This is a genomic window from Sphingobacterium sp. HMA12, assembly GCF_002933815.1.
Lineage (GTDB): Bacteria > Bacteroidota > Bacteroidia > Sphingobacteriales > Sphingobacteriaceae > Sphingobacterium.
In genome coordinates this window covers 1,529,555-1,540,698 of the sequence record NZ_BEYR01000001.1, presented here as the reverse complement: position 1 = coordinate 1,540,698, position 11,144 = coordinate 1,529,555, and the positions used below count along the sequence as shown (strand labels likewise).

General features: G+C 40.6%; 10 protein-coding genes. 7 read left to right on the top strand and 3 right to left on the bottom strand.

Features of this window, described 5'->3' with window-relative positions; genetic code table 11:
- Positions 1 to 13 precede the first annotated feature (13 nt).
- From HMAT_RS06670 to HMAT_RS06640, 7 genes are all read left to right on the top strand, one after another.
- Positions 14 to 664: a hypothetical protein gene (locus HMAT_RS06670; RefSeq protein WP_158655648.1), complete on the top strand. Its 651-nt coding sequence runs from the start codon at positions 14 to 16 to the stop codon at positions 662 to 664.
- Positions 665 to 979: 315 nt separating this feature from the next.
- Positions 980 to 2,191, top strand: coding sequence for a DUF763 domain-containing protein (locus HMAT_RS06665; RefSeq protein ID WP_104381977.1), 1,212 nt, complete (start codon positions 980 to 982; stop codon positions 2,189 to 2,191).
- Positions 2,192 to 2,275: 84 nt separating this feature from the next.
- A complete protein-coding gene (locus HMAT_RS06660; RefSeq protein WP_104381976.1) occupies positions 2,276 to 2,677 on the top strand; it encodes a hypothetical protein in 402 nt (133 codons plus the stop codon).
- Positions 2,678 to 2,853: 176 nt separating this feature from the next.
- A complete protein-coding gene (locus HMAT_RS06655; RefSeq protein WP_104381975.1) occupies positions 2,854 to 3,936 on the top strand; it encodes an efflux RND transporter periplasmic adaptor subunit in 1,083 nt (360 codons plus the stop codon).
- Positions 3,937 to 3,958: 22 nt separating this feature from the next.
- Positions 3,959 to 7,123, top strand: coding sequence for an efflux RND transporter permease subunit (locus tag HMAT_RS06650; protein WP_104381974.1), 3,165 nt, complete (start codon positions 3,959 to 3,961; stop codon positions 7,121 to 7,123).
- Complete coding sequence (locus tag HMAT_RS06645; RefSeq protein ID WP_104381973.1) at positions 7,116 to 8,555, top strand: TolC family protein; 1,440 nt, start codon at positions 7,116 to 7,118, stop codon at positions 8,553 to 8,555. The genes HMAT_RS06650 and HMAT_RS06645 overlap by 8 nt, the downstream gene beginning before the upstream one ends.
- Before the next feature lie 125 nt (positions 8,556 to 8,680).
- Positions 8,681 to 9,367, top strand: a complete 687-nt coding sequence (locus HMAT_RS06640; RefSeq protein ID WP_104381972.1) for a Bax inhibitor-1 family protein — start codon at positions 8,681 to 8,683, stop codon at positions 9,365 to 9,367.
- A gap of 88 nt (positions 9,368 to 9,455) precedes the next feature.
- Here the strand turns inward: HMAT_RS06640 and HMAT_RS06635 are convergent, their stop codons facing one another.
- The 3 genes from HMAT_RS06635 to HMAT_RS06625 all read right to left on the bottom strand — a co-directional run bounded on the left by HMAT_RS06635 (position 9,456) and on the right by HMAT_RS06625 (position 11,122).
- A complete protein-coding gene (locus HMAT_RS06635) occupies positions 9,456 to 9,968 on the bottom strand; it encodes an SRPBCC family protein (RefSeq protein WP_104381971.1) in 513 nt (170 codons plus the stop codon).
- 220 nt (positions 9,969 to 10,188) lie between these two features.
- Positions 10,189 to 10,629, bottom strand: coding sequence for a carboxymuconolactone decarboxylase family protein (locus HMAT_RS06630; protein WP_104381970.1), 441 nt, complete (start codon positions 10,627 to 10,629; stop codon positions 10,189 to 10,191).
- A 127-nt stretch (positions 10,630 to 10,756) separates the two neighbouring features.
- Positions 10,757 to 11,122 (bottom strand): VOC family protein, encoded by a 366-nt coding sequence (locus tag HMAT_RS06625; protein ID WP_104381969.1) that lies wholly within the window; start codon positions 11,120 to 11,122, stop codon positions 10,757 to 10,759.
- Positions 11,123 to 11,144: the final 22 nt, after the last annotated feature.

Here is an 11,144-nt window from a genome sequence, read left to right as displayed (position 1 = left end):
TAAACAATTCACCATGTACAAAATCCAATCTATAGCCCTTCTTGCAACAGCTACAATGATGATGGCTGCTTGTGGAAATTCCAATCAGAAGAAAACTGATGGAAGTGATACTGTGACGGCAAATACAATCGAGCGGGTAAGCATCGAAAAATTAACAAATAGCGCTCCGGGGCCTGAAAAGAAAAACTTCTTTCTGCGCATTACCGACGAAGTTAAAACAGATTCAAGCCGTATCTATACAACGAAATCGATTTACAATCAGGATACTGTAGGTGCTAAATTTGAAATTATTGATTTTATTCCCGCTGGTATTATTGATGGTCAACCAAGCGATGACGTAGGATTCACCAAAGGAAAAATCAAAATATCTTCTATAGGAACGCAATCCGATAATTTGGTCAAAGCGCTGGGTGAATTGTTTCAGCTGCCAACCAAGGATGGTTTTACAAAAGATGTTATCCTACCAAACGTATTCTCATCTAATAAAGTGAATGTTGACTTATCAAAGAAAACCGCATACAGCTTTAAGCTCTTTTTAGAGAATAAAAAAGCGGAGCCAGCGGAATTGTTTTTTAATGTGGACACGTATAAACATTCTATTGAATTTTCCGAAAAAGATCCGTCTTTCCGTGCTGGATTTTTATCCGCATTGACGGGAAAATAGGGTTAATGAATTGACAGTAGGTAACCGCTTTTGCCTGCGTTATTCGTTCAATATTGAAATACGAAACGGCTGAATAATTTGATAATTGTCCGGCCGTTTCGTATTATTTATGTCATGTATTTACGCCTGTATTGAATCAGATTGTGTTTAAATGAAAGTTTTCATGAAATGATGAAGGTTATTTTCTTGTTCTTCCTAGCGCATCGTACTCACGAGTGCTGTATTCATCATGTAGTCAACCGGGGAGATCTTCCAAAGATCTTGTTTAACAAATAAAAAGAGTTACCTTTGTGCTAATAAATTTAGTTTTTATTTATGAAACATTCAGGGACAGCAGACTTACCGCTGCACTATGGAAAGGTGCCGGCTTGGCTTTATGAGCGAATGAGCGCATTGGGCAAGTCCATTGTAGAGGTCATCCTGATGGATTATGGGCAAGATGAGGTGCTCAGGAGATTGGCCGATCCGTTTTGGTTCCAGAGCTTTGGTGCCGTATTAGGTATGGACTGGCATTCCTCTGGTATTACGACATCGGTTATGGGCGCATTGAAACGTGCTATTAATCCCTGTGCGGATGCATTTGGCCTCTATATATGTGGCGGTAAAGGTAAATTCTCCAAAGACACACCACAGGAATTACTTTACCTGGCCGATAAAACTGGCTTGGACGGCAACAGCTTGGTTCGAACGAGTAAGTTAGTCGCAAAAGTAGATAATACTGCGATACAAGATGGTTATCAGTTGTATCTTCATAATTTTATTGTCGCTAAGAACGGTCATTGGGCTGTGGTACAACAAGGTATGCATGATCATGATGGAACTGCTCGTCGCTATCACTGGCATTCGGAAAAAATCCGTTCGTTCATTGAGGAACCGCATACGGGTATCAAAGGTTGTTCACAGGGAATCATTTTAAATTTGACTGCATCTGCTGCGGCTCCGAATAGAACGGGCATCATGACGCTCGTTAACGCTTCTTCTGATGTCTTTGTGGACTTTAAAAGATTGCTGATGCCTTCTCATCATGATGTCAGGGCTTCGGATGTCGATCTCAAAAGGTTAGGAGCAATGTTGTATGTTGCACGGGAAAATCAGCCGAAAAATTTTGAGGATCTTTTGTTGTTAAAAGGCATGGGCCCCCGCACCTTACAGTCGCTGGCACTTGTCAGTGAGGTGATCCATGGAGCTCCTGCACGCTTTAATGATCCCGCACGCTTTTCTTTTGCTCACGGTGGAAAGGACGGTCATCCCTTTCCTGTTCCCTTGGATATTTATGATCAAAGTATTCAGATCTTACAAAAAGGTATTGAAAAGTCAAAGCTAGGCAATAGCGATAAATTGAAATCCATGAATAAACTGCATCGGATCATACGGGAAGCGGAGGGGGATTTTACGCCACAATTTGATATTCAGCAGGTAATAGAGGAAGAACGCAGAAATTCCTGGAAATACAATGGCCGGACAGTCTTTGGTCGCGCAAAACCTCCAAAGGCTGATGAAACAGGAAAACAGCTTTCACTTTTTTGAGTATTATTGCCGGATTGTAATCATTTTGTTAAATTGTGTTAAACCTTATTAAAATAATTTCTACGCTAGTATATTTGCCCACAAATGAAAGCGGTTATTACAATTCTGTGTTTTATAGCCTTCCTATTAATTAGGAGCGGTAATAGCCATGCTGTGCTGAACGAGTCTGATCGTCCTGCGATCAGTTTCATGTACCAGCACAATGAGGCAAATTTAAAGGACAAGATTACTTCACTGACCTCACACATTGACCCCCTTATTGCGGGATGTGTACACGATGAAAATCCCGTTATTGAAGAATTTAACAGTGAGAATTTTCAATTAACCAGAGATCTCCATACGGCTTCTGATTTTGTCGCATTATTGCTTTGTGCAGTTGTACTTTTCATTTTTGTATTTCGATTTGCAAAGAAAATCCCTTTTTGCAATTTTGTCGCTTATTTATATCTCCAAAGATATGTCCTCCAACAAAACTGGAGAATTTAATAGCCAATCCCCCGAAATAGCTTAGCCTTACTCTTTTTTATTCCTGTATCAATCGGATTTTCATTTCCCCGTGCATGATTTTACCGTTTTGGCATCTTATAACAAGTTAAGGGTGAGTTATTTCAATTCCCATATCAAACAAACAATCAAACTTATTTTTAATTAGACGCTTACAAATGAAAAGAGTATTTATGCTCGTTAATTTGGCTATTGTATTATGCCAAATTGGGTGTACTTCCAAAAAGGAAGAGAAAGAAGAGAAAGAAAAATTCAATGTGACTTCTCCGGTACAAATGGACACGACTATCCGTAAAGATTTTGTGTCTCAGATCAAGTCTTTCCGTAATATCGAATTACGCGCACAGGAAAAGGGATATCTGGAACAAATTTTTGTGGACGAAGGACAATTTGTACACAAAGGACAACTGCTGTTTCGCATTATGCCCAAAATGTATGAAGCAGAGTTTAGAAAATCCATGGCCGAGGTGAATGTTGCCGAGATCGAAGTACAGAATACCAAGAGCCTGTCGGATAAAAATGTAGTATCCCCGAATGAACTGGCCATGGCCAAAGCTAAATTGGAACAGGCCAAAGCCGCTGCAGCTATTGCCAAACTGCACCTATCTTTTACAGAGATCAGAGCACCGTTCGATGGTACAATTGACCGAATTCCATTAAAATTAGGAAGTCTGGTGGACGAAGGGGAGTTATTGACGAGCCTTTCTGACAATAGCCAGATGCTTGTCTATTTCAATGTTTCGGAACCAGAGTATCTTAGTTATCAGACGAATGTCAGTAAACGTGGGGATACTCATGTCGGATTGTTGCTTGCCAATAATGAATTGTTGCCAGAGCACGGTGTGGTAGAAACCATAGAGAGTGAATTTGACAGTGAAACAGGTAACATTGCGTTTAGAGCCCGCTTCCCAAATCCCAACCGATTACTAAAGCATGGCGAAAGCGGTAAGGTCGTGATGAATTTTCCATTGAAGCAGGCATTGATTATACCACAAAAGGCAACATATGAATTGCAGGATCGTAAATATGTGTATGTTGTGGACAAAGAAGGCAAGCTAAAAGCCCGTCATATCACCATAGGTAATTCCCTTCCTGATCTTTATGTGGTCGCAAGTGGACTTCAAAAAGACGACAAATTCTTATTGGATGGCATACAGAAAGTGAAAGAGGATGAAAAAATCAGCTATAGTTTCGTTCAGCCAAAAGAGGCCATTTCTAATTTGAAGTTAAAAACAGAATAAATCCCCATACTCTTAAATTATTATGTTTAGTCGTTTTATAAATAGACCTGTACTTTCGATAGTCATATCACTGATCATTGTGTTTCTGGGGATTCTTTCGATGGTACAACTTCCAGTAACTCAGTTTCCGTCCATATCGCCACCTAAAGTAAATATTACAGCGGAATATCCGGGGGCGAATGGGGAATTGATGATCAAATCAGTAATCATTCCGCTTGAACGTGCCATAAATGGTGTTCCCGGAATGAAATATATGGCTTCAGATGCCGGTAACGACGGTGAAGCTAGCATACAGGTGGTGTTCAATCTGGGCACGGATCCAAATCAAGCTTCCTTGAACGTGCAGAACCGTGTGGCTTCAGTTGTTAATAAGCTTCCGCCCATTGTTGTCCGTGAGGGCGTAAAGATTACACGAGAAGAATCCAATATGTTGATGTATATCAATCTCTATAGTAAGGATAAAGAACTCGACGGAAATTTTATGTACAACTATGCGGATATGAATATCGTTTCGGAACTTCGTCGTGTAGATGGTGTTGGTGTGGCAAATATTCTTGGAACTCGGGAATTGGCCATGCGGATCTGGTTGAAGCCCGATCGCATGACAGCGTATAAAATTTCAGCGGAAGAGGTGATGAAAGCCCTCTCAGAGCAAAGTTTGGAGGCATCTCCGGGTAAAGCCGGGGAATCATCCGGTATTACTTCGCAATCTTTTGAATATGTGCTGAAATATCCTGGACGTTTTACGACGACAGAAGGCTATGGCAATATCGTATTGCGTACAAACGCCAACGGTGAAATGTTACGCCTGAGGGATGTGGCGGACATCAAATTCGGTTCGGCAATGTATGATATCTATTCCACCTTAAATGGAAAACCGTCTGCTGCAATTGTGCTGAAACAATCTTATGGTAGTAATGCTTCTCAGGTCATCCAGGATGTTAAAGACAAAATGAAAGAACTGAAAAGCTCATTTCCAAAGGGACTGGATTATGAGATCAGTTATGATGTCTCCAAATTTTTGGACGCTTCTATGGAAAAGGTTATTCATACCTTAGTTGAAGCCTTTATTTTGGTAGCAATCGTTGTCTTCTTATTCTTGGGGGATTGGCGTTCGACATTGATTCCCACCATTGCGGTGCCGGTTTCTTTAGTAGGGTCGTTTCTTTTTATGCAATTCTTTGGCATCACAATCAACCTAATCACCTTGTTTGCTCTTGTATTGGCCATTGGTGTTGTGGTTGATGACGCCATTGTCGTCATCGAGGCGGTGCATGCCAAGATGGAGGAATTGCATATTTCTGCTTATAAGGCGACGAAGAAAGCGATGCACGAAATCAGTGGGGCGATCATTGCGATAACTTTCTTAATGGCAGCGGTATTTATACCTGTTGCCTTTATGTCGGGACCTGTCGGTATATTTTATCGTCAGTTCTCCATTACAATGGCGACCTCTATCATCTTATCGGGGGTAGTGGCCTTGACATTGACGCCGGCGCTCTGTGCCATTATGTTAAAGAACAATCATGGAAAGGCACGCAAGAAATCCGTTGTGGACAAATTTTTAGATGCCTTCAATCGCCTGTTCGATAAAATGTCAAACAAATATGTTTTCTTGCTAAAAGGCATTGTTAACAAGCGTCTCTTTACTTTTGTGGTGTTGATCGGATTCTGTATTGGGGCTTACTTTTTAAATAATGCCGTACCGGCAGGTTTTATTCCAAATGAAGACCAGGGGATGATTTACGCTATTATCCAAACGCCGCCGGGATCGACTTTAGAGCGGACAAATCTGGCCGCTCAAACCTTACAAAAGGAAGCGGAGGATATTGATGGCGTACAATCCGTTTCTTCGCTGGCGGGTTATGAGATATTAACGGAGGGAACCGGAGCCAATACCGGAACTTGCCTGATCAATTTAAAAAGTTGGGAGGAGCGTAAGGAATCTTCACAGGAAATTATCGAACAGCTGGAAAAAGCAGCAAAAAATATTCCTGGAGCTTCCATCGAATTTTTTCAGCCACCAGCGGTACCGGGCTATGGTGCGGCCGGAGGATTTGAATTGCGGCTTTTGGATAAAGCCGGCTCGGGCGACTACAAAAAAATGGAGACTGTAAGTAAGGATTTTGTCCGGGAATTGAATAAACGGCCTGAGCTATCCTCTGTTTTTACCTTTTATAGTGCGAGCTTTCCACAATATATGCTCCATATCGACAACGATATGGCTCAATTAAAAGGTGTTACCATTGACAACGCTCTGAATACACTCTCAACCTTGGTGGGTAGTAACTACGAAACCAATTTTATTAAGTATGACCGACAATATAAGGTTATGGTGCAGGCATTGCCACAGTATAGAGCTCTTCCTGAGGATATCTTGAAGTTATATGTGAAAAATGACAAGGATGAGATGGTACCTTTCTCAGCGTTTATGCATATGGAAAAAGTATATGGACTTTCTGAGATCACACGGCATAATATGTACATGGCTTCGGAGATTTCGGGGTCTGCTGCCCCAGGATATAGCAGTGGTGAAGCGATTCAGGTAATCAACGAAGTCGCCGCTAAAACCTTACCACAGGGCTATGGCATAGATTGGGCCGGTATCTCTAAAGACCAAGTAGGGCGCGGTAACCAGGCCATTTATATCTTCTTGATCTGTCTGGGCTTTGTCTACCTTATTTTATCGGCACAGTATGAAAGCTTTATTATGCCCTTTGCGGTATTGCTTTCCTTGCCCATTGGTATTTTCGGTGCATTTTTCTTATTGAAGGTCCTTGGACTGGAAAATAATATTTACGCTCAGGTGGCCTTGGTTATGCTTATTGGCTTGCTCGGTAAGAATGCCGTCTTAATTGTTGAATTTGCCACACAGCGGCATGCGCAGGGACTAAGTATTATCGAAGCAGCGCTGGAGGGCGCCAAAGTGCGGTTTAGACCTATCTTAATGACATCATTTGCATTTATTGCAGGTTTGATTCCATTGGTGTTAGCCTCAGGACCGGGTGCGATTGGTAACCGGACAATCGGTACGGCAGCTGCAGGGGGTATGCTATTTGGAACTGTGTTTGGTATCCTTGTCATACCGGGTCTTTACTTTATTTTTGGAACAATTGCTTCCAAACGCAAGCTCATTAAACATGAAGATGAAAATCCATTAACAGAAGAAATTGATAACAATGGCTAGTCAAAAATATAAACACTGGGTAATAGGAATTCTGTTGTCAGCGGCAATGACCGGCTGTAAAGTTCCTAAAGCGACGCAGATTCAAGAAAATAAGCAGGTGCCGCAGCAATTTGACGAGGCATTAGCACAAGATACAACGAATTCGGCGAGCGTGAAGTGGCGCGACTTTTTTAGCGACCCCAATTTAGTCTCGTTAATTGACACCGCATTAAAAAATAATCAGGAATTAAATGTGACCTTGCAGGAATTGGCAATCGCAAAAAACGATATCTTATTGCGAAAAGGGGCATTGAAACCAAGCGTAGGATTACGAGCCGGTGGCGGTGTGGAAAAAGTCGGAAGATATACCAGCCAAGGTGCGGGTGACGCCAGCACAGACATCGCGCCTGGCAAAGAAATGCCCGATCCGCTGGGTGATTTGACGATAGGGGCGTATGCCAGCTGGGAAATTGATGTCTGGAAAAAACTAAAAGATTCCGAACAGGCAGCATTGAACCGTTATCTTGCTACAATCGAAGGTAAAAACTTTGTTTTGAGCAGCCTTATTGCGGAGGTTGCCCGTTCTTACTATGAACTGTTGGCATTAGACAACCAATTGTCGATCATCAAACAAAATATCGAATTGCAGGACAATGCGCTGGAAGTAATCAAACTACAGAAGCAGGCGGCACGTGTGACGGAACTTGCTGTTCAGAAATTTCAGGCCGAGGTACTGAAAACTAAGGGCATGGAATTCGAGACACGGCAACAGATTAAAGAAACGGAAAACCGTATCAATTTTCTTTTAGGTCGTTTTCCACAGGAGATAAAGCGCGATAAAAGCAGTTTCGTGGATATGATACCCGCAAAAGTACAAACAGGTATACCAAGTCAATTGTTGAGCAATAGACCCGATATCCGTGAGGCAGAATACGAATTGGCGGCTGCTAAATTGGATGTACAGATTGCAAGAAAAGAGTTTTACCCGTCTTTAGAGATATCGGCTGCTCTTGGCTTGCAAGCTTTTAAACCGTCCTACCTGTTTAAAATGCCTGAATCCATGTTGTACAATATTATAGGTGAGCTGGCAGCGCCGCTGTTGAACAAAAATGGGCTGAAAGCAGAATTCAATACAGCAAATTCAAAGCAGATACAGGCGGTCTATAACTACGAGAAGACGATTCTAAATGCTTATCTCGAAGTATCTACGCAGCTCTCCAATATCGAAAATCTTGGAAAGAGTTATGATTTTAAAACCAAAGAAGTTGAAGTGCTCAATAATTCGGTGACCGTCTCTGGTGATCTATTTAAGTCGGCACGTGCCGATTATATGGAAGTGCTGATGACACAACGTGATGTACTGAATTCAAAACTTGAATTAATAGAAACTAAGAAGCAACAGCTGAATGCTGTTGTCAATATTTACAAAGATTTGGGAGGAGGCTGGAAATAAGTTGTTTGTTTGAATGGACCCCGCTAGGCGGGGTTCTTTTTTGCCCTCACCACTAAATTATTTCTTGCGAAAATAGAATTAATGCTTATTTTTAATCTATATTAATATATTTTATTATCTGTTTTATGGAATCACAAGAATATTTACTTATTAACGATGAGGCTGAAAGGGGAGTTTTCTACAAGAAAACATATCTTCATGTTGCTCTTTCCATTTTGGCATTTATCGTTTTAGAAAGTCTGTTGATAAAATTAGTGCCTTATGATTTTATCGTATGGATGGTCAGCGGAAAGTTTATCTGGTTATTTCTTCTCGGTTGCTTCTGGTTAGGAGCATCGCTTTCTTCCAAATGGACCTTAGCCCAAAGCCGACAGACTCAGTATATGGGCCTGGCTTTCTATATCGTATTGGAGGCCGTTATTTTCCTACCGATGATTTTTATTGCTGCAGCGATGACTGATGGAGCGAGTATGCTTTATCAGGCAAGTATCATGACTGTTGCCCTATTTACAGCGCTGACAGCAGTTGCATTTATGTCAAATAGGGATTTTTCTTTTCTGAAAAATATCCTTGTTATCGGCGGCTTCCTGGCCTTAGGTGCAATTGTCGCTGGTGCAATATTTGGATTTCAACTGGGCTTGTGGTTTTCTGTAGTCATGGTTTTGATTGCTTCCTGCAGTATCTTATACCAGACACAAAATCTTAAATATAATTATGGCAATGAGCAATATGTCGGAGCAGCATTGCAGCTGTTTTCTTCGATTATGTTGCTGTTTTGGTATATCTTACGTATTCTAATGAGCCGCCGTTAATTCGGTTTGTTTCATGGAAAGGGGAAAAAGTATTTAGCGCACATTCAAATGTGCGCTAAATACTTTTTTTTGTGCCAAGGTTTTCTAGTTACTTTAAAACATTTTTCAGGTTGTTTAGCCCCTGATCAAAATCTTTATTCATATTCATAAATAGGTTCATTAAATTCCATGGATAAGGTGATTTGCCCGTGATACCCCAGGTTACAGCCGTTTGATTGGGGGATATTTCCTTCAAGATAAAATATCCTTTGGACGGTTCACCAAATCCAAAATCTAGCGATGTTTCGATGGTCTCGCCTTCAACAATTCGCGTAATGGTCTGCGAACCTTTTCCAACTTTTTCCCCATCCCAGCTGTACTTAAATCCAACCTGACCGTCAACACCTTTTTCGGATTTTTTCATCTGTGGGTCGGAAAGTTGCCATACGCCGAAGTGATCTTGATTACGTATGATTTTTACATAGTTGAAAACTTCCTGCTTTGGCTTATCAATCGTTATCTCACTTTGAGCGGCAAAATCCTTGGGAACAAAAAGTGCCACTATCAATGGAATAGCTATAAGAATAGCCAGTACAATTAAAATTTTTTTAACGACTTTCATTTTTCTATATTTAATTGGTTAATAAACTGTTTACGAATTAAAGATAGTCGATAAATATGAATTTGGAAAGAGGGGAAGTAAAGGGGCTGACCAACTTGGATCAGCCCCTTTGTTTACGATGGCACCTTCTCGTTATACTGCATGCATAGACAATTTACAAGCTGCCTATATATACAGGACATCATACGTTTATACCGGATATGTTAGGAGGTTTTATCTGCTATTTCAATAATTCTAAATGTGTGCTTATTCCGATTCTATTCCAGGCATTGATCGTAATAATAGCGATGATAATCTGTGCAATTTGTTTTTCATCAAAAAGATTCTTTGCTTTTTGGTAGGTTTCTTCTGTCAGGCCCTGTTGGTGAATTAAAGTGATCTCCTCTGTCATCTCCAATAAAATCTGTTCTTCGGTATTAAACAATTGAGTTTCGCGCCAAGCATTCAGTAAAAATATCCTTTGTGGAGTTTCACCATATTTTAATGCGTCCTTTGTATGCATATCCAGGCAAAAAGCACATCCATTAATTTGAGATGCTCTTATCTTAATGAGCTCTTTTTGGATAGGAGTTAAAAAAGTTTCAGCAAGATAGGTTTCTAAACCCATCATTGCTTTGTACGCTGTTGCGTCTACTTTTGCAATATTTAATCGTGCTGTCATTGTGTTATATTTTTATACGACAAAGTTCAAGGAAAGATTGAATAATAAACTTAAACTGGTTTAAGAATGTTCATAGAAGCCGTATTTACTATTCTAGTCCATAGGAATGATTCATGGGCGAATTTTCTTATTCAGATATCATCAGGTAATAGTTGTCCGGATCCCGAAGAATAAATTGATTTTTTAGCGAGTTTTCATTGTAATGAATTTCCTTTTCGAAAGTTGCATCGAGTTGGGTCGCATTTTCAAATACTTCTTGGAGATTATCTACCCGAAAGAATAAGATAAGACCATTTCCGGCATTCTTAGGCTGAAGTAGCGTAGGATGCGCGTGTTCTCCCCATTTGTGAAGGCATAAAATGACATTGTTATCGGCTGTTAGTATTTCAAAAGTATCGCCACCATGTGCGCTGCTGCATCCCAGTAGTTTCTGATAAAACGATGAGCTTGCTGGAACATTTTCTACAGCGATTATTGTTTCTGTTCTGACCATTGGTTTAATTTTTGGTATTTAA